General features: G+C 70.8%; 22 protein-coding genes and 1 pseudogene. 9 read left to right on the top strand and 14 right to left on the bottom strand.

Features of this window, described 5'->3' with window-relative positions; genetic code table 11:
* Positions 1–260: 260 nt before the first annotated feature.
* Positions 261–680 (top strand): annotated as a pseudogene (locus ABZ815_RS45935) (helix-turn-helix domain-containing protein); the annotation flags it as partial.
* Positions 681–892: 212 nt separating this feature from the next.
* On the opposite strand, the gene ABZ815_RS45930 reads toward ABZ815_RS45935, so the two are convergent.
* The 3 genes from ABZ815_RS45930 to ABZ815_RS45920 are packed head-to-tail and all read right to left on the bottom strand — an operon-like array spanning position 893 to position 3319.
* On the bottom strand, positions 893–2203 hold the full coding sequence (locus tag ABZ815_RS45930; protein ID WP_357708129.1) for an FAD-binding protein: 1311 nt from the start codon (positions 2201–2203) through the stop codon (positions 893–895).
* 38 nt (positions 2204–2241) lie between these two features.
* The gene (locus tag ABZ815_RS45925; protein ID WP_357708128.1) at positions 2242–2646 is read right to left on the bottom strand and encodes a DUF4267 domain-containing protein; all 405 of its coding nucleotides are present in this window, start codon (positions 2644–2646) and stop codon (positions 2242–2244) included.
* A 34-nt stretch (positions 2647–2680) separates the two neighbouring features.
* Positions 2681–3319, bottom strand: coding sequence for a hemerythrin domain-containing protein (locus tag ABZ815_RS45920; protein ID WP_357708127.1), 639 nt, complete (start codon positions 3317–3319; stop codon positions 2681–2683).
* Positions 3320–3996: 677 nt separating this feature from the next.
* Here ABZ815_RS45920 and ABZ815_RS45915 point away from each other — a divergent pair.
* Positions 3997–4665: a hypothetical protein gene (locus tag ABZ815_RS45915; RefSeq protein WP_357708126.1), complete on the top strand. Its 669-nt coding sequence runs from the start codon at positions 3997–3999 to the stop codon at positions 4663–4665.
* A 20-nt stretch (positions 4666–4685) separates the two neighbouring features.
* Here ABZ815_RS45915 and ABZ815_RS45910 read toward each other — a convergent pair whose 3' ends face one another.
* A complete protein-coding gene (locus ABZ815_RS45910) occupies positions 4686–5594 on the bottom strand; it encodes an oxidoreductase (RefSeq protein ID WP_357708125.1) in 909 nt (302 codons plus the stop codon).
* Between the two features lie 67 nt (positions 5595–5661).
* Between ABZ815_RS45910 and ABZ815_RS45905 the strand changes: the two genes are divergently transcribed.
* Positions 5662–6675: a winged helix-turn-helix domain-containing protein gene (locus ABZ815_RS45905; protein ID WP_357708124.1), complete on the top strand. Its 1014-nt coding sequence runs from the start codon at positions 5662–5664 to the stop codon at positions 6673–6675.
* Positions 6676–6761: 86 nt separating this feature from the next.
* Here the strand turns inward: ABZ815_RS45905 and ABZ815_RS45900 are convergent, their stop codons facing one another.
* Together ABZ815_RS45900 and ABZ815_RS45895 are read right to left on the bottom strand one after the other, a co-directional pair.
* Positions 6762–7508: a hypothetical protein gene (locus ABZ815_RS45900; RefSeq protein WP_357708123.1), complete on the bottom strand. Its 747-nt coding sequence runs from the start codon at positions 7506–7508 to the stop codon at positions 6762–6764.
* 66 nt (positions 7509–7574) lie between these two features.
* Positions 7575–8159 carry a TetR family transcriptional regulator gene (locus ABZ815_RS45895; RefSeq protein ID WP_357708122.1) on the bottom strand — a complete coding sequence of 195 codons (585 nt, stop codon included), beginning with the start codon at positions 8157–8159 and terminating at the stop codon, positions 7575–7577.
* A 104-nt stretch (positions 8160–8263) separates the two neighbouring features.
* On the opposite strand from ABZ815_RS45895, the gene ABZ815_RS45890 reads away from it, so the two are divergent.
* Positions 8264–9217 carry an NAD(P)-dependent alcohol dehydrogenase gene (locus ABZ815_RS45890; protein WP_357708121.1) on the top strand — a complete coding sequence of 318 codons (954 nt, stop codon included), beginning with the start codon at positions 8264–8266 and terminating at the stop codon, positions 9215–9217.
* Between the two features lie 582 nt (positions 9218–9799).
* Positions 9800–11467, top strand: coding sequence for a hypothetical protein (locus ABZ815_RS45885; protein ID WP_357708120.1), 1668 nt, complete (start codon positions 9800–9802; stop codon positions 11465–11467).
* A gap of 185 nt (positions 11468–11652) precedes the next feature.
* Here ABZ815_RS45885 and thrC read toward each other — a convergent pair whose 3' ends face one another.
* Entirely contained in the window at positions 11653–12717 is a 1065-nt protein-coding gene (thrC, locus tag ABZ815_RS45880; RefSeq protein WP_357708119.1) for a threonine synthase, read from the bottom strand.
* 55 nt (positions 12718–12772) lie between these two features.
* Here thrC and ABZ815_RS45875 point away from each other — a divergent pair, with 55 nt between their 5' ends.
* Positions 12773–13585 (top strand): MurR/RpiR family transcriptional regulator, encoded by an 813-nt coding sequence (locus ABZ815_RS45875; protein ID WP_357708117.1) that lies wholly within the window; start codon positions 12773–12775, stop codon positions 13583–13585.
* Positions 13586–13671: 86 nt separating this feature from the next.
* On the opposite strand, the gene ABZ815_RS45870 is transcribed toward ABZ815_RS45875, so the two are convergent.
* The 6 genes from ABZ815_RS45870 to ABZ815_RS45845 all read right to left on the bottom strand — a co-directional run bounded on the left by ABZ815_RS45870 (position 13672) and on the right by ABZ815_RS45845 (position 19531).
* On the bottom strand, positions 13672–14796 hold the full coding sequence (locus ABZ815_RS45870) for an FAD-dependent oxidoreductase (protein ID WP_357708116.1): 1125 nt from the start codon (positions 14794–14796) through the stop codon (positions 13672–13674).
* Positions 14797–14867: 71 nt separating this feature from the next.
* Entirely contained in the window at positions 14868–15557 is a 690-nt protein-coding gene (locus ABZ815_RS45865; RefSeq protein WP_357708114.1) for an OB-fold nucleic acid binding domain-containing protein, read from the bottom strand.
* 41 nt (positions 15558–15598) lie between these two features.
* Positions 15599–16438, bottom strand: coding sequence for a 3-hydroxyacyl-CoA dehydrogenase family protein (locus tag ABZ815_RS45860; protein ID WP_357708186.1), 840 nt, complete (start codon positions 16436–16438; stop codon positions 15599–15601).
* Positions 16439–16449: 11 nt separating this feature from the next.
* Complete coding sequence (locus tag ABZ815_RS45855; RefSeq protein WP_357708113.1) at positions 16450–17181, bottom strand: enoyl-CoA hydratase/isomerase family protein; 732 nt, start codon at positions 17179–17181, stop codon at positions 16450–16452.
* Positions 17178–18356, bottom strand: coding sequence for a CaiB/BaiF CoA-transferase family protein (locus ABZ815_RS45850; protein WP_357708112.1), 1179 nt, complete (start codon positions 18354–18356; stop codon positions 17178–17180). Before ABZ815_RS45850 ends, ABZ815_RS45855 begins: the two co-directional genes overlap by 4 nt.
* Positions 18353–19531, bottom strand: a complete 1179-nt coding sequence (locus tag ABZ815_RS45845) for an acyl-CoA dehydrogenase family protein (RefSeq protein WP_357708111.1) — start codon at positions 19529–19531, stop codon at positions 18353–18355. Before ABZ815_RS45845 ends, ABZ815_RS45850 begins: the two co-directional genes overlap by 4 nt.
* 98 nt (positions 19532–19629) lie before the next feature.
* Between ABZ815_RS45845 and ABZ815_RS45840 the strand changes: the two genes are divergently transcribed.
* The 3 genes from ABZ815_RS45840 (at position 19630) to ABZ815_RS45830 (ending at position 22584) form a co-directional block, all read left to right on the top strand.
* Positions 19630–20523 carry a LysR substrate-binding domain-containing protein gene (locus ABZ815_RS45840; protein ID WP_357708110.1) on the top strand — a complete coding sequence of 298 codons (894 nt, stop codon included), beginning with the start codon at positions 19630–19632 and terminating at the stop codon, positions 20521–20523.
* Positions 20524–20595: 72 nt separating this feature from the next.
* The gene (locus ABZ815_RS45835) at positions 20596–21447 is read left to right on the top strand and encodes an SDR family oxidoreductase (RefSeq protein ID WP_357708109.1); all 852 of its coding nucleotides are present in this window, start codon (positions 20596–20598) and stop codon (positions 21445–21447) included.
* 825 nt (positions 21448–22272) lie between these two features.
* Complete coding sequence (locus ABZ815_RS45830) at positions 22273–22584, top strand: hypothetical protein (protein WP_357708108.1); 312 nt, start codon at positions 22273–22275, stop codon at positions 22582–22584.
* Between the two features lie 316 nt (positions 22585–22900).
* Here ABZ815_RS45830 and ABZ815_RS45825 read toward each other — a convergent pair whose 3' ends face one another.
* Positions 22901–23536, bottom strand: coding sequence for a hypothetical protein (locus ABZ815_RS45825; RefSeq protein WP_357708106.1), 636 nt, complete (start codon positions 23534–23536; stop codon positions 22901–22903).
* Positions 23537–23588: the final 52 nt, after the last annotated feature.

Here is a 23588-nt window from a genome sequence, read left to right as displayed (position 1 = left end):
CTTGATCCACCCTCTCGCAACACAGCAGAACACGGGCGGACGGACTCCCACCCATGTCGAACAAGTTGATTCCCCCCGGTCCACACCCACATCGGCGCCGACCGGTGCATTGATGATCACTCTGAAACCCGACGCCTTGTGTCATGTTTTCATCCGTGTCCTGTCCCGGGACATGCTTGACACGTCGATCCCAAGACCTGGGTGACAGGTGCTGTCTTCGGCCCGTCTGTCCTGCGTCGTTGCGGCGTCGCCCGGCAGGTGGGGTGGCGCGGCAGACGTTGTCGGGCTGGGTGTCGCGCTGTCGGCAGGCGGGGCTCGGCGGGCTGGTGGACCGTTCGCGGCGGCCGCGTTCGTCTCCGTCGCAGATGCGGGCGGAGGTGGAGGTGCTGGTGTGTGAGTTGCGGCGTCAGCATGCGCGGTGGGGGCCGGTCCGGCTGGCGCACGAGGCCGGGCGCCGTGGCGTGCATCGGGCGCTGGTGCGTCACGGGCTGGTCGAGCCGGGTGCGAGGGTCTTGCGCCGTTGGCGGCGTGAGGCGCCGATGGAGTTGTGGCAGACGGACGTCGTCGGCGGCGTGCTGCCGGCTGACGGGCGTGAGGTCAAGGTGGTGACCGGCGTCGACGACCACTCGCGCTGCTGTGTGATCGCCAAGGCGGTGGTGCGGGCCACCGGCCGGGCCGTGCCACCAGGGCCTGCGCGTCCTCGTTGTTCCATGCCTTGGTGCTGGCGGGCGCGGGCTGCGGTCGAGTTGCCGTCGCATCTGCGGCGCCGTGCGCGCGGTTCGCAGGCGTCCGCGGTGACGTTGCCGGCCGCGCTGTCGGTGGAGCGGGAGCGGGTGCGGTACGGCCCCGCCGCCGTGGCGGGCGGAGGGGCCGTGACCTGCTGGGAGCCGATCTATCCGAGCACCGGGTAGTTCGCGCGGAACACGTTGTGCGGGTCGCGGGCCCGCTTGATCTCCCGCAGCCGCGCGAGCGTGCCGCCGGCGAAGGACTGCGCCGCCGTGTCACCGGGGGACAGCAAGGTGTACGGCTTGCGGCCGCCGATGTAGGCGTCCAGGTCGGCCACGATCTCGGCCTGCTTGGCGCGGGTCGCGTCGGCCGTGTGCGGCAGGCCGAGACCCACCAGTCCGAGCAGGTACGGCTCAGCCACCGCGCCGCTCGCACCGGCCGCGCCGCCCGGCTCGGCCAGCGCCCCGCCCAGGTGCCTGATCTGCACGTTGATGAGCGGTTCGACCGGCTTGGCCAGCAGCAGCTCCACCGCGTCCGCGTCCAGGCCGGTGAGCAGCTCCGCACGAGTGATGGACGGGGCCGGATCGGTCGGCTCGGCGGCGATGCCACCCAGTTCGGCGACCGGGACGACGCCTCGGCTGTCGAAGACCGCGCCTCCGATCTTGTCGACGCGCACCAGCAGCTCCTCAGCCTGAGCCGCCTCGCCCAGGTAGGCCAGATCCAGCGTCACCATCGGCGGCGCGCCGGGCGGCTGGAACCGGTTGATCCAGACGCTGAGTTCACGCGGCGCCTCGGCGGTGATCTCCAGGAACGCGTCGTACACCTCCCTGGTGCGGTGCTCCGGCCAGATCACGCGCCCGCCGTACAGGGCCGGAGCGGGATACAGGTCGAGTTCGAGGGCGGTCACCATCGCGTAGTCGCCGCCACCGCCGCGCAGGGCCCAGAACAGGTCGGGGTCGGACTCGGCGGTCACCCGGCCCGGCTCGCCGTCGGCGTCCACGATGTCGAAGGCCCGGACGCTGTCGGAGGCGAAGCCGTGCTTGCGGCTGAACCAGCCGACCCCACCGCCCAGCGTGTAGCCGGTCACGCTGACCCCCGGCGCGCTGCCGGACAGGCCGGTCAGACCCAGCGGACCGGCCGCCGCCAGCACCTGCCCCCACTTCACACCCGCGCCCACCCGGACCACGCGCTCCTCGGCGCGTATCTCCACCTCGTTCAGCAGGCCGGTACGCAACAGGATCAGGCCGTCCACGTCACCCGAGGCGCCGTGCCCGCTCGGCTGCGCGGTCACCGTCATACCTGCCCGCCGCGCGTGACGCACGAGCGCCGCCACATCGTCGGCGTCCGCGGCCTCCGCCACGGCCGCCACCGGCTGCCTGACGGTGAGATTCCACGCGGTGGCCGCCTGTTCGAAGCCGTCGTCACCGGGCAGGAGCACGCGCCCCTTCAGGACACCGCGCAGATCGTTGATCGTCATTGTCGTCTCCCTTTTCGAGTTGTCAGAGAATGCGGACGTCAGGCGGACTGCGCGGCGGTCGCCGGGGTGGTGCTGGTCTCCCGGAGGATCAGCAACCCCGTGACCGCGATCAGCGCCGCGGTCAGGCCGTGGACGCCGAGCGCGGCGGCCGTGGATCCGTGGTGGGCCAGGACGTTGACCATGTCGCCGAACGGGGTGACGGCCGTCATCAGCAGGACCCAGCCCAACGGGCGGCGGTGGCCTGTCACCAGCAGGATGCCCATGGCCAGGCCCATCCCGATCTCGCGGCTGCCCTTCACGATGGAGAAGCCGCTGCCGTCCGAGGGCCAGTTCGCCAGCCCCGGGAAGGTCGTCCCGAGGGGCAGGACGAAGGACAACCCGAGGTAGAGGGTGAACAGGACGACGACGGCGGCCAGGACGGTGTTGAGCTTCTTCAGCGACATGGTCGTTCTCCTTGTTTGTTCGGACGGGCAGGGTTCAGCCGCGGACGCGGCGGATGTGGCGGGCGTAGCGGGGGCGGCCGATGACGTGCCAGATGGCGCGGACCGGGGCGGGCAGACCGCCGAGGACGAGGGCGCGCTCGGCCGGGTTCGCGTCCTCCAGGACGGCGCCGAAGAGCGTGAGCAGGGTGAGCTTGGGGGTGTTGTTCACCAGGTGGTCGCCCAGGGAGGCCCACTCCTGTTGGGTGATGTGCTTGGCCGCGAGCGGGAGGAGGGTGGCCTCCTCGTCGTCGAGGTGTTCCAGCAGGACCGCGCGGTGCTCGTAGAGGGCGGCCGCCAGGGTGTCGCGTTCGTCGGCGCCCGCGGTGGCCTCCCAGGCGGGGAGCACGGCGTCCAGCCTGCTCAGGGTGGCCGCGACGCGTTCGTGCTGGGCCTGCATGCGCAGGACGATGTCGGCCTCCAGGTCCACCCGGGACAGCAGCGGCGGCCACAGCAGCTCGTCCTCGCCCTCGTGGTGGTTGTGCAGGCCCAGCCGGTAGACGCGGAAGTGGCCGGCGATCACCTTGGCGCGAGCGGTGTCACCCGGGGCGACGGCCGCGACGAGCTCCACCAGCAGCCGTGACTCACGGCGGAGCACGCGGTGGACGATCTCCATGTCCTGGGTGTTGACGCTCATCTGTTCCCGCTCCTTCGTCGGTTGCGATGTGTTCAGGCTGCTCCTGGGTGTTTGGAAGGCATTTGGAAGCGATTTGGAACGTCCACGTGGGATGTGCGGATCATGGTCTTCGTCCGGGTGCTGGGCTCGTTCGGGGCCGAGGTCTGCGGCGAGCCCGTGCCCCTGGGCGGGCCTCGGGCAGCGGGGCGTGCCGGCGTTGCTGGTGGCGGCGCGCGGGCAGGTCGTGCCGGCCGATCTCCTCACCGACGCGGTCGCGAGCTCGACCGACCCGGAGGAGCGCATAGACCTGTCTGGCAGGCTGCTGCGGGCGCGGATCCGGTCCGGCGCCTTGCCTGCCGCGCGCCAGACCCGCCTGCAGGCCGTCGAGTACGCCGAGTCCCTGGGACGCGACGACTTGATGATCGCCGCGTTCACGGCCTGGACCGAGCCGGCACCATGGCAGTCCCGCGAGTACGGCACGGTGGACCGGCCCATCGTCGACAGGCTGAGCCGCCTGCTCAAGCACACCGACCTGGCCCCGGAGGCACGCAGCCACCTCCTCGCCGCCTACGCCGAAGAACTGGTCGGCGAGGACGACCCCACCGCCCTGGCGGCGGCCCGCGAGGCGCTCGACCTCGCCACCTCACCCCGCCCTGCGGGCGGCGGCCCTCCAGGTTCTTGTCCGCGGCCACCGCGGCTTGCCCGAACGCGACGACCTCTGCCGCGAGTTGGTGGCGATCGGCACCGAGCACGACCTGCCCGTCTATCGCGTCACCGGGCTGCCCAACCAGGCCGGCGCCGCCGCCGGGGCCCACGACCCGGCCACCATGCCCCGCGCGGCGGCCGAGGCCCTCGGCCGCGCGCGGGCCGCGATCCGGGTGAACAACGGCACCCTCGGCGAGCACCTGGAGGAGGTGCGCGCCTTCCACGAGGCGTTCGGCCCGATCGCCTCCGATCTGCTGGTCCTCGCCCTGCACTCCAACGGCCTGATCGACGAAGCCCGCCGGGGACGCACCTCGAACCCGATCCGGCCCGATTACTTCTTCACCTTCCCCACGACCGTCCGCGCGATGGCCGCCATCGCCCTGGACGACCGCGCCGCGGCCGAGGAGATCTACGCGACGCTGCCTGCGCGCCGCGACGGCCTCCCGCCGGACGTCACGAGCCTGTCCGTGGAGCTGCGCCCGGTCGCTCACACCCTCGGCGAGCTGGCCGCCTTCCTCGGCCACGACGACGAGGCCGCCGCCCACTTCGCACAGGCCGCCACCATCGCCGACCGGTGGAACGCACCTCATCGAGCCGCCGAGGCCCGATCACGAACGACCACCTGGCCTCTGCCCGCGGCGCCGCCATCTGAGTCGCGCTGACGCCCGGGGCAGGACGTTGTTCACGCTGTTTCGTGGTGGAGGGTGTCCAGGACGGTCAGTTCGTCCTCGGACAGACACAGAGATCCGGCGGCCACGTTCTGGACGAGGTGGTCGACGTCGCCGGTGCCGGGGATGGCCAGGACATGCGGGCCGCGGTGCAGCGTCCACGCCAGCCGGACCTGGGCGGTGCTCACCCCGCGGGCGCGGGCGATCGCGTGCACCTCGTCGTTGTCCCCGGTGCTCGCGCCGGCCGTGCGTCCGTGGCCGGCGATCGAGTAGAACGGCACGAACGCGACGCGCTGTTCGCCACAGACGCGCAGGAACTCCTCCTGCTCAGGCGTTGCGCCGATGCCGTACATGTTCTGGACGCAGACCACCGGCGCGATGCCCTGGGCCTCGGCGAGATGGTGGCGGCGGACGTTGGACAGGCCCAGGTGGCGGATGAGCCCGGCGTCGCGCAGGTCGGCGAGCGCGCCGAAGCGTTCGGCGATGGAGCCGGTGCCGACGATACGCAGGTTCACCACGTCGAGATGGTCGCGACCAAGCTGACGCAGGTTCTCCTCGACCTGGCCGCGCAGTTGCCCGGGGGTGGCGTGTGGCAGCCAGTTGCCATCGGGGTCGCGGCTTGGCCCGACTTTGGTGGCGATGACCAGGTCATCCGGGTAGGGGGCCAGGGCCCTGTTGATCAGCTCGTTGGCCGAGCGGCGCGGCGAGAAGTAGAACGCGGCCGTGTCGATGTGATTCACGCCGAGCTCGATCGCACGGCGCAGCACATCGATCGCCTGCTCGCGGTCGCGGGGGACGGCGTCGGGCGTGAGCGCCTCGCCGTGCTGCGGCAGGCGCATCGCGCCGAACCCGATCCGGTTGACCGTGCGGTCGCCGAGCCTCCAGGTGCCCGATGCCGTCGCGGAGATCGTCTGTGAGGTCATGGCGGCATGATCTCCACTCGGTAGACTTGCGTGCTAGTGATTCACATATGCCGGAATCCATTGAGGAGTGGTCGTTCTGGCTGAGCTGGCGTTCTCGGCGAGCGATCTGGCGCAGGTGCGGTTCGTCGTCTCACCGATGTGGGAGGTGGCGCCCAGCTTCCGGTTGCTGACGTCCGGCAGGTCTCATCCGGTCCATCGGGCCTGGGTCGACCAGGTGCGGCCACGTATGGTGACCGCCGGGCTGGACCGGGGGTGGCTCGCTGAGCTGATCCCGCTCACCGGCTACGTGCCGGACTTCCTCACCCCGTCCCCTGGCGGGGCGGCGCCTGCCCCACGGCAGGAGTGGGACGCGATCACGGCCTCGCCCGCCGACCGGGTACGGCAGGATCTCGATCACCTCGCCCGTCACCAAGGGCATCTCGGCCCCCGCCTGCGGGCCCTGCACGCCGACCCACCTTCCCGCCTGGCCAAGGTCACACAGGAGATCGAGACCTACTGGGAGCTGGCCCTTGCCCCCTATTGGGCACGGATCCGGGCCGTGCTGGACGCCGACATCTTCTACCGGGCCCGCACGGTCGCCGAACACGGCGCGGGCCACCTGCTCAACGACCTGCATGACTCGATGAGGTGGAACGACAACGAGCTGAGGGTGGCCCGCTGGAAACGCATCCTGCCCCGGGAGGCAGCGGGCCCTGGGCTGCTGCTGATCCCTTCGGCGTTCACCGGCCCCGGCCTGCGTACGAAGATGAGGCCGCCGGAGCCACCGCAGCTCGCCTATCCCGCACGTGGCGTCGGCCGGCTGTGGGAGGCGCGACCCGCCATCGGAGCCGCCGCCCTCGCCCCCGTCCTCGGCCGCTCGCGCACCCTGCTGCTGGCCGAACTGGAGGCCCCGGCCTCCACCACCGAACTGGCCCGCCGCACCGGGCTCTCCGCGTCCGGGGTCTCCCGCGATCTCACCGCGCTGCGCGACGCGGGCCTGGTCAGCGCGCATCGCGCCGGTCGCTCCGTCCTCTACGCCCGCACCGCCGCCGCCGAAACCCTCCTCAAGGCCGCCTCCGCGTCCTTGGCGCAAGGTTCGTGAACCGTACGGCTGCAACGGCGCGGTCGTCGCGTCGTCCGCCGCTGACCGCATGTTTGATCAGCCTGGTCGAGCCCACGACTTGGAAGTCAGCACTCGACGTCGAAATCGAGCTCGTTGTAGCGGAACTCCGCGATCTGCTCCCGGGTCCCCGAGATGAGGGTGATGCAGCCGTCCCCGAAGACCGCACTTTCCGGGATGGAGGCGAACAGCACCTTCCCGCGCTCTTCCACCGGGTTGTGCCAGGCTCGGGAGTAGCCGCCGAGCTGGATGTCAAATCTCCATCGGACGTCGGGAATCTCCCCTATGTCATCGATGAACTTGGCCACCAGGCGGGCCCGCTCGGCGTCCCCCTCGGCGTAGTCGGCCGCTTCCGCAACGTCGGACCAGCGGAGATCGGCAGACCAGGTGGTGCCAGGAACCGCGTAGAGCGGGAACGACTCGTGAGCCTTCGCCTGCGTGTGGCGTTCGACGGTCTCGGTGCCTGGCGGCAGGTGGACGATGACGCCTTCGTCGAGGTCGGTGATCTCGGCGAGGACGACCAGGTGGCCGTCGGCGGGAAAGTCGATGTCGAGGACGCCGGCGGGTAGGGCGGCGCAGTCGATGGTCACCACGTGCGGCACGTATGAGGGCAGTTCCAGGTCCTCGGGCAGATGGGGAAGCCCGAGGGCCCGAGCGGCCGGACGGGCATTCTTCTTCAGCTCTTCCGGCAGTTCGTCATGGGGGCAGAGGTAGACACAGGGGCGCAGGAGGCGGATGAACGCCTCGGCCACCGGCTCGGGTAGGTCAAGGGCCCGTCCGGCGTCGAGGACGGCTTCACGCACGCTCACCTTCATGGACGTCACAGTGCCATGCGCCACTGACACCCTGCGCCCCGGCCGGGTGTGGACCCACCTGATCCGTCATGCCGACCGGCCGCTGATGCCCTTGATCGCGATGTCCAGCAGCCGGTCTCCCTGATCGTCGTCCTCGTGATGCTCGGTGGCCAGTGAGATGGCGTTGATGAGCGCGAGCAGGTCCTCGGCGCGGATCCCTGGGCGTACGGCGCCTGCTTGTTGTGCTCGTCGCAGGAGTTCGCGCGCCGCATCTGTGATCATCGCCTGGCAGCCCTCGTTCTGCTCCAGCAGGTCGGCATCCCGGCCGTCGTGCAGCAGCGAGGCGGCCAGACCGCGACTGGTGCCCGCGTAGGTGTTGAGGTCCCCCAGCCAGGCCAGGAGCGCGGGGCCCGGCTCGCTCTCCTCGGCGCGTTGTGCCGCCATGGCGCACAACTCCTCGACGCGGTCGTGGAAGACGGCTTCGAGCAGAGCTCGACGGGAGGGGAAGAGGCGGTGCAGCGTCGCCGATCCCGTCCCGGCTTGACGGGCGATCTCCTTCAGGGCGGCGCCGGCGCCGTCACGTGCGAAGACGTCCCGGGCCGCGCTGACGATGCGGTCGTAGTTGCGCTGGGCGTCCGCACGCAGGGGCCGTCGCCGGGTGGTGTGGGGCATGGCCTCCTCCAGGTTTTGACAAGTGGGCTGGCGCTCCGGTTAGAGTAGCCGAACCGTAAGTGGGCCGCCAGCCCACTTACGGTTCGGAACGACTGGGAGAGATCATGCGTGCCGTCCAATACACCCGTTTCGGCCCTCCTGAGGTGCTGCGCGTCAACGACGTGCCCACGCCGGAGCCCGGGCCGGGAGAGGTGCTCGTCGAGGTCCGCGCCGCGAGCGTGGACGCCGGAGAACTCGCCTTCCGCGCAGGCAGACTCCCCGGCGTCGCCCGAGCCCGCTTCCCCCGCGGCCTGGGAGGCGACTTCACCGGCCGCATCGCGGCCCTGGGCTCCGGAGTGCACGCCTGGAGAGAGGGGGAGGAGGTGTGGGGGTTGATGCCGCACTTCGCCTTCGGCGCCATCGCCGACTACGTCACCGTCCCCGAACAGCGGCTCGCCCGAGCACCCGAGAACCTGAGCCTGCTGGACGCCGCCGCCCTGCCCTCGTCGGGCACCACCGCCCTGACCGCCCTGACCGACAAGGCCCGCCTGGCCGGCGGTGAACGGCTCCTGGTCCGCGGCGCCACGGGCGGCGTCGGCAGCATCGCCGTGCAACTGGGCAAGGCGCTCGGCGCCCACGTCACCGCGCTCGCCGGCGCACGCAATCTCGGCTGGGTCACCGAACTCGGCGCCGACGCGGCCCTGGACTACCGCACGACCCGGCCGCGGGACCTCGGTCATTACGATGTGATCCTCGACGTCGTGGGCACCGACCTCGGGGCCTACCAGTCCCGGCTCACCCGGGGTGGACGCATGGTCGCGCTCGCCTTCGACCAGGACCGCATCCTGGCCTCCATGGTCACCACGGGACTGCGAGCCGCCCTCTCGCCCAGGCGCATGAAACTCTTCAGCAACAACCCCTCCCCCGCGCGGATCGCCGAGCTCACCGCCTCCGCCGAGGCGGGCAGCATCCGCCCTGTGATCGACACCGTCTACCCGATCGGCGACGTCACAGAGGCTCACCGGCGACTCGAAGCCGGCGGAGTCCGCGGGAAGCTCATCATCGACATGCAGCGCTGACCCGCGATTGCCCGGCGCAACCCGCCTGTGCTCGTCCCCCCGCACCCGGATGGACCACCGCTCTGGGGTGGTGCCGGCCGGCAGGGCGCGCAGGATGGTGGCCGCGGTGGTGTTGAGCCGCCAGCGTCTGCGGGTGTTCAGGGTCCGTGGCGGGTAGCCATGTCCCGCAGGCCAGCGTCTGCATCTGTGGGACGGCGACGTCGGAGGGGTCGCGCTGCGGGGCGAGCAGGGCGGCGCGGAAGGCGGCGGGGTCGACCAGGCCCATCCGGGCCGGATGCGAGTCTTCGATGAGGTCGCGCCGGTGGCGGCGGAAGCCGGTGTAGTACTCGGCCGAGTATTCGCCCTTGGTGACGCGCCGCAGGATCGGCGGATCACGGTGAGGACCTGGTGTGTCGCGCGTTGCGGCGCCAGCGGTTCGGGGCCCGGCACGCGATGTCCTGCAGCTTGCGCCCGGGCTACGGCCACCGGACTCCGCCGCCAGGACCTTGACTACACGGCCTTACGACCAGCCCTTCACGGCGATGCCGCAATATGCGAATATACGTTCGAAGAGCGAAGATCGTCTTTCGGAACGGAGTGCATGTGCGTCCATCAGCCTCTGAACGCATCGGCCGATTAGTCGCCTCGGCCGGGTCCCTGCTCCTGGCGGCGAGCCTGCTCGCCGCCCCAGCCCCCGCCGCCGCGGCCGCCGACCTCGTCGCCGACCTCGGGGTCGCGGGCAAGGGCGGGGACCTGGTGACCGGCCACGGCAGGGTCTTCGTCGCCGCCGACGACCGGATCGTGGTCACGGACCTCGACGGCGAGGCCGTCACCACGATCGGCGGCCTGTCGGGAGTCACCGCCCTGTCCGCGCCGGACGGCGCCAGGAAGGTGTACGCGACGCTGAGCGGCACGCATGAGGTGATCGAGATCGACACCGCCACGGTCGCCGTCACCCGGCGCATCGATCTGTCCGCGTATCCGTGCCCGTCCACGCTGGCGCAGGCCCACAACCGGCTGTGGATCGGATACGGCTGCGGCGGGGCGGGCGAGGGAGGGGTCGTCGCGCTCGAGGTGCGGGCGACCCCCACCCTCGTCAAGGTCGGGCCGGCCACGACCCGGCCTCCGCTGGTCGCGGTCGCCGGCGCCTTCCTCGCCGTGTCCGAGCCGGGAGTCAGCCCCGCCACCGTCAGGCTGTACGACGTCAACCGCGACCCGGGTAACCCGGTCGGCGAGATCCTCGGCGACGCGGACGGGCTGCCGCCCCTGGAGGACCTGGCCCTCGCCTACCAAGGGTCGGCGGTGCTGCCAGTGCCGTCCGGCGCCCACCGCTTCGACGCCTGGGACACCACGACCTTCGACCGGGCCCACGCCTTCGACCAGAAGGGGCCGGCCGGGCACGACCTGGCCGCCACCGTCGCGGCCAGCGAGGACGGCTACTACGTCGTGGGGGGCTGGAACTCCGCCGCGGGTGACGCGGCGGAGCTCGTGGTCTACGACGCGACCACGAGAGAGGTGATCTACACGGCCGGCCACCAGGGAAAGGCGCTGGTGCCGGGCAGCATCGGCTTCTACGGCATCTACACCTTCGCGGTGCTGAAGGAGCCCGGCACCGGGCGCATGCACCTCTGGCGGCTGCCGCCCGCGCCCTACCACTCCTCGGCCCTGACCCTGACGGCGCCCGCCGAGGCGAACGCGCTCAAACCGCTGACCATCAGCGGACGGCTCACGCTCAGCACCGGGGCGACCCCCGGCGCACAGACGCTGGAACTGTACAGCTGGCTCCCCGACGGCACCGACCGGCCCTTCCGGGAGGTCACCACAGCGGCCGACGGGACCTACGAGTTCACCGACACCCCACCGGGCCTCGGGGCGTTCAGATATCGCCTGTCCTGGCCGGGCAACTCCTGGTACTACGGGGCCTACGCGACGGCGACCGTCACGGTGGCCAGATACGAACCGGCACTCACCGTGACAGGGCCCGCGACGGGCGCCGTCGGTGAGCTGCTGGAGTTCAGAGGCACCTTTGCCGCCGAGGGCGTCGTCTACCCGCGCACGACGGTCACTGTCAGCCGCAGGGCCGTCGCGCCGGACGGCACCGTCACCACCAAGGGTCAGAAACTGGCCGCCGCCACCGACGGGACGTTCGCCTTCACCGACACGCCGGCCACGGCCGGGAAGCACACCTACACCGTCACGCTGGTCGGGAGCTCGACCGTCAAGGGAACGAGCACCGAGCACGTGGTCACCGTCGTCGAGCCGGCGGGATAGCGTCCCAGGGAGCCGGGGCCTGCCTCTCGTAGGCCTCGGCGATGCCGGCCGGGGCCGCCCCGCCACCCGAGTACCACGAAATCCTCGAAAGGCCCCAGACCAGCGGAAGCGGAGTTGGCCCAGGTCAGTGAACCCTTGCCGTTGGAGTCTTCTGGACCTCGTCAACGCATGGGACATGCCTGGGATCAGGCGGCGAGGCCGAGGGCCTGGGCCACGGCCGAGGTGGCCGAACTGGTTTCCGTGGCGGTGTAGCCGCCGCGCAGGGAGGCGTCCTGGTCTTTCAGGCCGTTGCCGCTCAGCGTGATCACGATCCGCCGGCCCGGCGCGAGGTGGCCCCGGGCGTGCTGGTCGAGGAGGCCGGCGATCCCGGCGGCCGAGGCGGGCTCGGCGAAGACGCCGTCGCGCCGCGCGACCAGCTCGTACGCCTCGAAGATCTGCGCGTCGGTCACCGCGGCGATCAGCCCGCCGGACGAGTCGCGGGCGTCGAGGGCTCCGTCCCAGGTGGCCGGGCTGCCGATGCGGATCGCGCTCGCCGCGGTCTCGGGCTCGGCGACCGGCGCGCCGTGGACGAGCGGCGCCGCCCCCGCCGCCTGGAAGCCCCACATGCGCGGCGACCGCGTGGACAGGCCCTCCTGCTCGTAGCCGCGGTAGCCGCCCCAGGTGGCGGTGATGTTGCCACCGTTGCCGACCGGCAGGCAGTGGATGTCGGGCGCGTCGCCGAGCGCGTCGACGATCTCGTAGGCGACCGTGCGCTGCCCCGCGAGCCGCAGCTCGTTGCCGACCGAGTTGACCAGCGCGATCGGGTGGTGGGCGGCGAGCTCGCGGGCGACGCGCAGGCAGTCGTCGAACGTGCCGTCGATCTCGACGATCCGCGCGCCGTAACGGACCGCCTGCCCCAGCTTGGCGAGCGCGACCCGCCCCTTCGGCACGAGCACGGCGGCCGTCAGCCCGGCGCGCGCGGCGTAGGCGGCGGCCGAGGCGCTGGTGTTGCCGGTGGAGGCGCACACGGCCAGCTCGGCCCCGGCCTCGGCGGCCCTGCTGATCGCCACGGTCATCCCGCGGTCCTTGAACGACCCCGTGGGGTTGGCGCCCTCGATCTTCAGCCATACCTCGCAGCCGGTCACCGCGGACAGGTGCGCCGAGCGCAGCAGCGGGGTGTTGCCCTCGTTGAGCGAGACGGCGGGCGTGTCGGGGGTGACCGGGAGCCAGCGCCGGTAGCCGCTGTCGATCAGTCCGTTCCAGGAACTCATACCGGCGACCGTAACATTCGTTTCATGTTCTCCGCCATGTGTAACATTTGTCAGCATGGATGAGGATCCGGTGACGAACCGGCTCAGCGCGGTCTACCCCGAGCTGCCACCGGGCGAGCGGGCCGTCGTTCGTGCGCTGCTCGACGACCACCCTTTCGCCGCGCTCGGCTCGCTGCGCGCGCTCGCCGAGCGTGCCGGGGTCAGCCCGCCGACCGCCTCCCGCCTGTTCGACCGGCTCGGGTACGCGGGATTCGCCGGGTTCCAGGCGGCCGTGCGCGACGGCGTACGCGACCGGTCGCGCCTACGCGAGTTCGTCGCCCGTCCGCCCGGCACCCAGCGGGCCGCCGAAGACCTGCGTGCCGGGCTCGACAGCACCCTCGCCGCCGTCACCGAGCCCCTGCTCGACGCCGTCGGCGACCTGCTGGCCGGAGCCGCGTCGGTCTGGGCGCTCGGCGGGCCGATCAGCGAGCTGGCCGCCGAATACCTGATCAGGCAGCTCGCCGGCCTGCGTCCGGGGGCGCATCGGGTGCCCGACTCGGCGTCCGCGCGTGCCCGTACGCTGCTCGACCTGGGCGGTTCTGCGGCCGTGGTCGCGTACGACTTCCGGCGCTACTCCCCCACGACGGCCCGCTTCACCGAGGCCGCGTGCGCCCGCGGGGCGCGGCTGGCGCTGATCACCGACGCCTGGGAGTCGCCGCTCGCGGCACGGGCAGAGGTGCTGATCAGGCTGCCGCGCGAGGCCGCCGGGCCGATCGCGCCGCTCGCGCACCAGATCGCCGTCACCGAGCTGCTGCTGGTCGCCGTGGCGGCCCGCCTCGACCCGGCCGGACGCCTGGCCGACCTCGACGCGCTCACCGAGATGTTGTGAACCGCCTGTAGAAGAAGCAGCAGTCCAGCAGTGTGCCGTCGGGCGCGCCCGCGCGGGCCGGGCACGATGCCGAAGAGGTCGTACCGTCAACTTGCCGGGTTGTCATGGGAGAACCGTTCCGGGCGGAAGTCGGCGAGCGTCTCGTCCCTCCTCCCACTGACGATCTCCGACGCGAGCAGCCGGCCGATCACCGGCCCGAGCGTGATGCCGCTGTGGGAGACGGCCTCGTAGTAGCCCGGCACGGAAGGCACCGCTCCCACCGAGGGGTATCCATCGCCCGGGATGGGCCGGTCGACCACCCGTGTCCCGACGATGCGGGAGTCCACGAACCCGGGAACGACGTGCCGCGCCGACTCGTGGAGCAGCCGCTGGAGCGCCGCCGGATCTTCGCCGGTGTCGATGAGCGCGTCGACCTCGCGGCTGTGGAGGACCACCGAAGCGTCTCCGTCAGGACGGATCGCGACGCGGGGCGCGTGCATGGTCCGGCGGATCGGCACCTGAGCACACTCGATCCGGGTGACGAGGCCGGGCTCCCGGCGCATCGGCAGGTGCCGCGCGACGAGCCCGGCGACGTGGGCGGCGCCGGGTCCCGCGGCGTTCACGACGACGTCGACGTCGAGACGGCTGCCGTCGGACAGGGCGACGGTCCGTACGCTGCCGTCGGCGCCGGTGCCGACGTCGTGGACCGTGGTGCCGAACCGGTGCTCGGCGCCGGACGCGACGGCCTGGCCGACCAGGCGGCCGACGAGATGGCGTCCGTGCACCCAGGCCTCGTCGGGAAAGAACACGACCGGAACCTCGTCGGACACCGTGAGCGCGGGTTCGAGGTGGCGGCGTACCTCGGCTCCCGTGCGCACCTCGGCCCGGTAGCCCCAGCCGGCCAGCAGCCCGGCCGTTTCCAGGAGGCTCGCCTCCGCCGCGGGGTCGTCCGCCCAGCGCAGGTGGCCGTCGGGGTGCCACCATGGGTCAGGCCCGATGATCCCGGCAAGCTCGCGGTACGCCGCCATGCTCGCGACGTTCAGGTCGAAGTAGGGCCTGCTCGCGGTCTTGGCACTGGCGTTGACCCACGAGAACGACCAGTCGGTGACCCCTTCACCCGGCCGGCCCGCGTCGAGGAAGACCACCTTGACGCCGTGCCGTGCCAAACTCCAGCCCACACAGGCTCCGAGAACGCCCACCCCGATGACAGCAACACATCCAGGCCGCTCCACGGTCCGATTCTCTCATGAACGGATGACCTCCGCTCGTCCATGCGATGCCGGGGCCTACCGCACCACTTGATTCAGTCCTGCCAAATGGCGCCGGGGCCGAGCAGCGCCTTGACTTCGCTGTAGAAGGCCGGCTCGGGGGTGACCTGGAAGGGCCGCAGGTTCAGCAGCAGCCCTTTGGCTCCTTGGCGGTGCAGCCGGACGTTGACTCGTCCGCGCACGGAGATCACCCGGTCCTCGGCGAGCGCTTCGCCGTACAGGGTGTAGGTCTTGGGAAAGATGAGGCACTCGACGGCGGCGTCGTGGTCTTCGAGGGTGACGATCGCCCAGGGGCTGCCCTGCTTGGTGATCTTGCGCTGCAGACCGGAGACGATGCCGCTGACGCGGACGGTCGCGTCCTGCCGCCCGGAGGACTGCAGCTCGGCGATGGTGGTGTCGCGGTTGGCGTCCAGGACGTGTTCGGCTCCGTCGAGCGGATGGCTGCTGACGTACAGGCCCAGCATTTCGCGTTCGAAGGCGAGCAGGGTGGCGCGGTCCCATTCGCCCTGCGGGATCGCGGTCGAGAACGCGCTGCTCCGGCCGGGCTCGCCGAACAGCGAGTCCTGGCCGTGGGCCTCGTTGCGCTTGAGGTCGACGACCGCGTCGACGTCCTGCTCGTGCACCGCCACCAGGGCCTGGCGGTGATGGCCGAGGCTGTCGAAGGCGCCGGCCTTGGCCAGAGCCGGCGGTGTCGTCGGCGGGGCTGGTCGGCCACGGCACCGCATCGGACGGCCCCTGGCCTGGACGCCGCCGCTGCCGTCTGCCCTCAGTCCCAGTGGTGAAAGCCTTGGCCGGTCTTGCGTCCCAACTGTCCGTCGGCGACCTTGTCGCGCAGCAGTTGCGGGGGCGCGAACCGGTCCCCGAGCTTGGCGTGCAGGTATTCGGCGATCGCGAGGCGCACGTCGAGCCCGACCAGGTCGGTCGACCGCAGCGGCCCCATCGGGTGGCGGTAGCCTAGTTCCATCGCGTTGTCGATCGCTTCGGCGTCGGCGACGCCTTCTTCGAGCATGCGGATCGCTTCGAGGCCCAGCAGGACGCCGAGGCGGCTCGTGGCGAAGCCCGGCGAGTCCCGTACGACGACGTCGGTCTTGTCCAGGCCGCGCACCCAGGCACGGACGCGCTCGACGACGTCGGCGGCCGTCTCGGGCGCGGTGACGACCTCGACCAGCCTGGAGGCCGGGACGGGGTTGAAGAAGTGCGTCCCGAGGAAGCGGGCCGGGCGCTGGAGAGCGGCGCCGAGTTCGGCGATGGACAACGAGCTGGTGTTGCTGGCCAGCACCGTCTGATCGCCGACCGCTCTCTCCGCGCGGGCCAGGACGTCCACCTTGAGTGCCGGCTCTTCCGGCACGGCTTCGACGACCAGCTCGGCGGACGGCGGCAACCCGGCGACGTCGTCGACGACGCGCACCCGCTCCAGTACGAGCTCCGGAGCATGGGGGAGCTTCCCCCGCTCGGCCGCCTTGGCCAGGCCGTCGGCCAGGCGCAGACGTGTCGCCGTGACGTCGCCGGTCTCCACCACGCACACGGCGGCACCCGCGACGGCGAAGACCTGTGCGATTCCGGCGCCCATCCGGCCACCGCCGATCACGCCGACCGTCGTGGGCATCTGCACTGTCGTCACGTTCGTCTCCGTTCCAGGAACTCTGTCATGCGGTGGTGTTTGTCCTCGGTCTCGAACAGGACGGCCTGGGCCAGGTCGTCCGCCAACGGGTGTGCGCCGGGGGCGTCGAGGACCAGCTTGGTCAGCCGCAGCGCCGCGGGCGACCACCCGGTCATCCGGTCCAGCAGCCGATGCGCGGCATGGAGCAGCTCGCCGGTCGGGACGACCTCGGTGACGAGGCCGAACGCGAGGCAGGCCTCGGCGTCCAGTCGTCGGCCGGCCAGCAGGACCTGTTTGGCGACGGAGGTGCCGACCAGTTCGGCCAGCCGCCAGCAGGCGCCGGCTCCGGCGAGGATGCCCAGGCCGGGTTCGGGGTTGGCGAACACGGTGGCCGGGGTGGCCAGCCTGAGGTCGCAGGCGTAGGCGAGCTCGGTGCCGCCGCCGATCGCGTAGCCGTCCACCGCGGCGACGGTGGGCATCGGAAGCCGGGCGATGCGGTCGAAGAGCCTGCTGTTGATGCCTTGCAGGGCTTCGTCCCGGCCGCGGGCGCGTAGTTCGGCGATGTCGGCGCCGGCGGCGAACACGCCACCCGCGCCGGTGAGCAGCAGGAGCCGGGGCCGGCGTTCGAGCAGGGCGCAGACGGCGTGCAGTTCCTCGATCATCGCCGCGTTGATCGCGTTGCGGGCGGCCGGACGGTTCAGCGTGACGACGACGCGGTCGTCGCGTTCGTCGACGGCGAGGGCGTTCATGCGTGGCCCTGCGCCGCGATGCCGCGGGCGATGAGGTCGTCGGGGTCCAGGCCGAGTTCTTCGAGCAACGCGCGGGTGTGCCGGCCGAGTGCGGGGACGTCGCCCATACGCGCTTCGACATCGGTGAACGTCACCGGCGGCAGGAGGGCGTCCACCTGGGCGTGCTCCGTGCCGATCGTGCGCCAGCGGTCGCGGGCGCGCAGCTGGGGGTGATCGACGACCTGGTCGACGTCCTTGAGCTGGGCGGCGGGGATGCCGGCCGCGGCGAGCCGGGCGTCCAACTCGGCCGTGGGCCGGCAGGACGTGCGGGCCGCGATCGCGGCGTCGCACTCGGCGCGGTTGCGCACCCGCAGGACGTTCGTGGCGAAACGCGGGTCGTCGGCGAGCTCGGGGGCGTCCAGGACGGAGGTGACGAGGGTTCGCCAGCCGGCGTCGTTCTGGACGCCGATCAGCATCTGGCCGTCGCGGGTGGGGAACGCGTCGTACGGGGCGATCGAGCTGTGGCTCAGCCCCATCCGCTCCGGCTGTGTCCCGGCGTACATCTGGGTGTAGAGGGCGTAGCCCATCCACTCGACGGTGGCTTCGAACATCGAGACTTCGATCGTCGCGCCCTCGCCGGTGCGTGCGCGGCGTAGCAGCGCCGCGAGCACGGCCTGCGCGCAGTACATGCCACTGGCGATGTCGGCGGTCGGGATGCCGGTCTTCACCGGGGTCTCCGGCGTGCCGGTGATCGCGATGAGCCCGGCCTCGGCCTGGATCAGCATGTCGTACGCCTTGCGCTGTTCCATCGGCCCGCCCGTACCGAACCCGGACAGGTTCACCACGACGAGCTCGGGCCGCCGGGAGCGGAGGTCGCCGAGGCCGAGGCGCTCCACGGCTCCAGGGGCGAGGTTCTGCAGGAAGACGTCGGCCTTCGCGACGAGCCGCCGGACCACGTCGCGTCCCTCCGGGGTCTTGAGGTCGACGGCGATCGACTCCTTGCCGCGGTTGAGCCAGACGAAGTGCGCGCCGGTGCCGTGTACGGCGTGGTCGTAGCGGCGGGCGAAGTCGCCGCCGTCGACACGTTCGACCTTGATCACGCGCGCGCCGAGGTCGGCGAGGTTGCGGGTGGCCAGCGGTGCGGCGACGGCGTGCTCGATGGCGACGACGGTGAAGCCGTCGAGTGGGCGGGTCATGACCGCTTCCTTCTCTCGGCGCGTACGAGGCCGCCGCCGATGATGAGGCGCTGGATCTCGCTGGTGCCCTCGTACAGGCGCATCAGCCGGACGTCGCGGTAGATGCGCTCGACCGCGACGTCGCGCATGTAGCCGCTGCCGCCGTGGATCTGGACCGCCAGGTCGGCGGCCTTGCCCGCCATCTCGGTGCAGAACAGCTTCGCGGCCGAGGGTGCGATCCGGCGGTCCTCGCCGGTCACGTACAGCCGCGCGGCCTCGCGGGCGAGGGCGCGGCCGGCAAGGACGCCGGTCTGCTGGTCGGCGATCATGGCCTGTACGAGCTGGAAGTCCCCGATCGGCGTGCCGCCCTGGGTCGCGGTGGCCGCGTAGGCGACCGATTCGTCCAGTGCCCGCTGCGCGGCGCCGACGGCCAGGCCCGCCATGTGGATCCGGCCCCGGGCCAGCGACGTCATCGCCGCCTTGTACCCGGCTTCCTCGTCCCCGCCGACCAGCGCGTCCGGGCCTACGCGGACCTGCGAGAAGGTGACGTCCGCCGTACGCGAGCCCTCCTGCCCCATCTTGGCGTCCTTCGCGCCGACCTGGATTCCCGGCGCGTCGGCGGGCACGAGGAACACCGCGATGCCCGTACCGGAGTCCGACGCCGGCCGGGTGCGGGCGAACACCACGAACAGGCCGGCCTCGGTGGCATTGGTGATGAACCGCTTGTCTCCGTCGATGACCCAGCCTTCGCCGTCCGGCGTGGCGGTGGTCCGCAGCCCGGCCGGGTTGGAGCCGGCGCCGGGCTCGGTGAGCGCGAAAGAGGCGACGATCTCGCCGGAGGCGATGCCGGGCAGCCATCGGGCCTGCTGCTCGGCGGTGCCGAAGCCGACCAGGACCTGTCCGGCGATGCCGTTGTTCGTGCCGAACATCGACCGCAGCGACAGCGACGTGTATCCCAGCGCCATGGCGACCTCGACGTCCTGGACGAGGTCGAGACCGAGCCCGCCCCAGTCCTGCGGGATCGCGTACCCGAACAGTCCCATCCGCGCGGCCTGCTCGCGCAGGTCGGCGGGGACGGCGTCGGTGTTCATGATCTCCAGCTCGCGCGGCATGACACGGGCGCGTACGAAGTCCTTGATCTGGGAGAGGACGTCCGCGAAGACGTCGTCGGGCACGTCGGGATTGCCGGTGTACATACGGACTACCGTTCCCCACCGATTGAGACCAGTCCAATACTTGATGAGTCCTGCTCTGATACCTTGAGCGCAAAAATCGCGGCGGGAAGGAGCCGGAGGTGGAGCTGCAGCAGCTGCGGTGCTTCCTGGCCGTGGCCGAGGAGCTGCATTTCGGCCGCGCCGCCGAACGACTGCACGTCGCGCAGCCGCCGTTGAGCCGCACGATCAAGCAGCTGGAGCGGGAACTGGGGACGCGGCTGTTCGATCGCAACACCCGGTCGGTCAGCCTCACCGCGAGCGGGCATGCGCTTCTGGGGCCGGCCAAGGACGTCCTGACGGCTCTGCGGCGCGCGCAGGAGGCGGCGCGTTCCGCCGGTGACGGCGAGGTCGGGCTGGTCCGGATCGCGTTCGCCGGTGTGTCGACCCACCCGCTCGTGGCGCGACTGGCACGAGCGGTACGCTCACGGCGGCCCGGCATCGAACTGGAGCTGTCGAGCCAGAACTTCGCGCAGCCGGCGATGCGCAAGCTGGTCCAGGGTGAGACCGACATCGCCTTCGGTCGATGGGACGTGATCCCCGCCGATGTCGCCGCACAGGTGGTGATGCCGGACTCGCTGGTCGTCGCGCTCCCCGCCACCCATCGGCTCGCCGGCGCCGACCGGCTGGAGGCCGGGCAGCTCGCCGGGGAGCCCTTCGTCTCGCTGCCGCCGCACGACGGAGCCGTGCTGCCCGACCGGTTGCGGCGGCTCGCCCACGCCGCCGGTTTCGTTGCCGACATCGCGCAGGTCGCTCCCGACACCCAGACCGCGCTGGCGCTGGTCAGCGCGGAGGTGGGCTGCCACCTGACCCTGGCCTCGGTGGCACGGAACGTGACCGACCCGCACGTGGTGTTCGTCCCGCTCGACGCGCCGCACGACGTCGACCTGCGCGCGGCCTGGCGGCGTGACGACGGCCGACCGGCGCTGCGCGGCGTACTGACCGAGCTCTTCGAGCTTGAGGACGGTTCCGCATAGCCACGCGATGCGCCTGGCAAGTGTGCTGGCCGCGCTGCCGCACCGAGGTCCGAGTTGTCTGACGATAAAGGGGTGGTGGCGTTCGGCCGAACCAGCGATCATCTCCAGATGACCGTCGAAGAGACCGCAAGCGCGCAGCGAGGTCCTCTGGCCGGCCGTGTCGCGGTGGTGACCGGCGTGAGCCGGCAGGCCGGGATCGGGTTCGCCCTGACGCGGGAGCTGCTGGCCGCCGGTGCCAGGGTGCTGGTGCAGTCATGGACATCTCATGACGCCGATCAGCCGTGGGGCAGCGACCCGGCGGGGATGGCGGGCGTGCTTGAGGCCCTGGGCGGCCTGGGCGACCGGCTGGCGCATGTCCAGGCCGACTTCGCCGATCCGCTGAAGCCCGCGTGGGTGATCGAGCAGGCTGTCGAGCGGTTCGGGCATGTCGACGTGCTGGTCGCCAACCACGCCCGCAGCTCGATGCAGTCTCTGGAGCAGGTGACCGCGGCCGAGCTCGACTTGGCCTGGGCGGTGAACGCTCGCGGCAGCGTGCTGCTGACCCAGGCGTTCGCCGCTCAGCACGACGATCGGCGCCCTGGCGGCCGGGTGATCTTGTTCACCTCCGGCCAGCACCTGGCCCCCATGCCGACCGAGCTGCCGTATGCGATCAGCAAGGGCGCGATCCACCAGATGACCGCCAGTCTCTCCGAGGCGCTGGTCGATCGCGGCATCACCGTCAACACGGTCAATCCCGGTCCCGTTGACACCGGGTGGGCCAGCCCCGAACTGACCCGGCAGCTCGCCGGCGCCTTGCCCGCGGGCCGGTGGGGTCGGCCGGAGGAGGTGGCTCGCCTGGTCCGCTGGCTCGCCTCGGACGAAGCGGCGTGGATCACCGGACAGGTGCTCAACTCCGAGGGCGGGTTCCGACGCTGGGTCACATGACAACACCGACGGGAAAGGGCCTCAGCCATGTGACGTGCAGGAAGAGCCTGCAGGGTTTGATGATGCCCTCAGGCCAGAAAACCCAGGGTTTCGGGTGCCTCCCAGGCTGTCAGGCGCCGGTCAGGGTCGGTTTCCTCCTGGGCGCACTGGTTGATCAGATCGGTCGAGAGCTTGCCGGTCCTGCTCGGGGAGGTCCTGCAAGAGGATGATCGCCGGCTCCAGGACCTCCATGGTGGCCTCGGGCGTGATGGCGTCGTCGTCACTGAGGTCCAGCCTGATGACGGATCGGCGCCGATGTGGAACTCGACCTCATCCCCTGAACGAGGCGAAGACGTACACCAGGTAGGCCGCCCCCTGCGATGTCCTGCATGCTGGCCGACGCCATTGGGAGGATTTGCCGCCTGCGCCACCGGGGCGAAGCCGACGTTGGCGCAGATGACGGTAAAGCTGTTGTCGCGCTCTACGACCTGATGTTCCCGGGCGGCGGGCCCGCAGTCGACTTCTACCGGGCCGAGGCCAATCGGCAAGGCGGGCGCGTGTTGGAACTGGCGTGCGGCACCGGGAACAAGCTGATCCCCATCGCGTCCGACGGGCATCCGTGCGTCGGCCTGGACTTCTCGTCAGACATGCTGGCTGAGAGGCTCAGCGTAAGGCGAATGAGCGCGGTGTGGCGGTGGAATGGACGCAGAGCGACATGCGGGCCTTCGATCTGGGCCGTACATTCGGCTTCGTGTTCATCACCGCCAATTCCCTGCTGCATCTGCATGAGGCTGCCTTCGGTAGATCCGAAGACACCTGGCGCCTGGAGCACGGTTCGTCTTCGATGTGTTCAACCCGAGCGTGCGCCTGCTTGCCGGCGCCGATGGCGTGCGGCGCACCCGGGAGTCGTTGTCGTTCATGGATCCTGAGCGCGGCAACGTCAGCGTCGATGTCGCCGACACCTACGATGCTCCCGCGCAAGTCACACGCGGGACGTGGCACCTCTCGACTGACTCCGAGCCCGACTTCGTCGTCGCACCGCTTCGGCGACTGATCCAGTCGACCCTTTGCCATGGACACGCCGCTTCAACTCTGCATCTGCGAGTCCGCGTGATCGAAGGCGAGAGCAGAGTCTCGGTCAGGCAAAACTCGTCTTAGCAAGCCAGCATCTGGCCGGTTTCGGCCGCTTCGTCCTCCTGGGCGAGGAGATGTCCGCCCCGCATCACCGTTGAGCACGCTCCTGCCGCCCACTCCGCCCCGCCGCACCACGGTGAGAGCACCAGGCCGCAGCAGCCTTCGCTGACCTTCCCATCCAGTGAGCGCGGGCATGCAAGCGGCCCTCCCGTCCTTGAACGGAGAGAGCCGTTGCACTGGATCAAGTCAACGCGATACGTCTATGGCGGCCCGTTTCCCACAGCACGCACCCGCGACGTGGCAGGAGCCTTCCCGTGAGACCCTTCGACGGGCTGGATGATCAGTCGACGTAGTCCGTCATCCAAGGTTCGTATGTATACCGGGTCTCCGTCGTGCTCGCCTTGAAGCCCCGCCAGTGAATTACGGAACGCGGCAAGTCCCCCTCCTCGGCGGAGAAGCTGGCCTCACCGGCACAGTCTCCGCCGCTGGTGTACCAGCCCGATATGCCGAGCTGGGGTATATCGAACTGCACTCCGGCTTTCCAGCCATCGCCACAGAAGACGTCCTTCACGGTGAAGGAATTCCGGCCCTTCTCCATGTTGTGAGTTCCGGAGTTGAACCACACATGGCCCGCCGCTTTGCCATCCGCATGATGGATGACCTGCTCACTTGTCGCGGCTTGAGCAGCCCCGCCGCTGACGGCCAGGGTAAGGGCCATGGCGGCGGCAAACACCGGAAGTCTGAGAATTCGTAAACTGATGAACCCTCGCCAGCGCATTGGTTTCCTCTCTCGATTGGGCAGGACGAGACACTTGCATGATGATCGGCCATATGAATGGGGTCTGTAGGGCTCGTAGTCGGATAAATCCTCTACAGCGAACGCACCACGTTCGGCGAGGCAGACCAGACCATGCAGCCCGTCGTCGACGATCGCTAGTACTACAGCCAGGCTTTGTGATCTGTAGGCTGTGGTCATGCCTGATGAGTTAACCGCTGATGATCTTCAATCATGGGTGTCAGGGCTGGAT

Origin of the sequence: Nonomuraea sp. NPDC047529, from assembly GCF_040642995.1 — a bacterium.
GTDB lineage: Bacteria > Actinomycetota > Actinomycetes > Streptosporangiales > Streptosporangiaceae > Nonomuraea.
Note: the sequence above shows the minus strand (reverse complement) of the source record. Positions and strands in the feature narration are given on the sequence as shown.